Here is a 710-nt window from a genome sequence, read left to right on the forward strand (position 1 = left end):
ACGCCGAGGTGCTCAAGAAATCCGTCGGCGGTCCGAGCACCCTTCAATAGCGTTGCGCTTGGAACTTGAGACCGCCGGCCTTCGAGGTATGGAAAATCTGACGGATATGGAGCTACGCAAGAGCAAGTTGCAACAAGTACAGCAGGCCCAACTGCTGGAAAAAGAAACAAGCAGTCTAGCTGTAGGCAAAGATTGCTAGACGATGCAAGTAAAAATGAAGATGGCGTCTTCACTTGTTGGAGGTGTGGGCATACATCAAAAAATGCTAAAAACATGCACTTAGGTCATCGCATAACACCTACGTCTAAAAATGGTAATTTGGATTCAGGGAATGTTGCTCTTGAGGGTGCTGCGTGTAATTTGAGTGCAGGAAATAGTGGTTATGCCAAAGAAGGGATGACCTGTGTTGAACGTGGTAGCTGTGGAGCTCCTTATGGCCGAACTGACTGATCTAAAAATAGTTAAAATTTTTGCTGGTAATTCGAAGGACGGAAAGTCAGTATTCGAAGAGATTCCGATGTTCTCATTAGGCTCACGGAACTTTAAGTTGGCAGCATCACCGAGCCTTGCATTAGGTGTTGCTAAAGGTGATACTGTTGAGATTGACGAAAGCACAGGTGATTACTCTGTAGTTGTCGGGTTCCGTCTGATTGATTACAGCCTGGGTAAACAACTCCGGTCGTTCGACCTGCCATTCCTTTATTGCTGCT

2 protein-coding genes are annotated in these 710 nt (G+C 46.2%); both read left to right on the top strand.

Features of this window, described 5'->3' with window-relative positions; all coding sequences use genetic code 11:
• The coding region (locus R2R70_RS18850; RefSeq protein ID WP_410978729.1) for a hypothetical protein at positions 1-199 on the top strand (199 nt) is incomplete at its 5' end.
• Between the two features lie 234 nt (positions 200-433).
• Positions 434-710: hypothetical protein (locus R2R70_RS18855; protein WP_410978730.1), on the top strand; the 277-nt coding region annotated here is incomplete at its 3' end.

The organism is Cobetia sp. SIMBA_158 (assembly GCF_046566945.1).
Taxonomy (GTDB): domain Bacteria; phylum Pseudomonadota; class Gammaproteobacteria; order Pseudomonadales; family Halomonadaceae; genus Cobetia; species Cobetia amphilecti.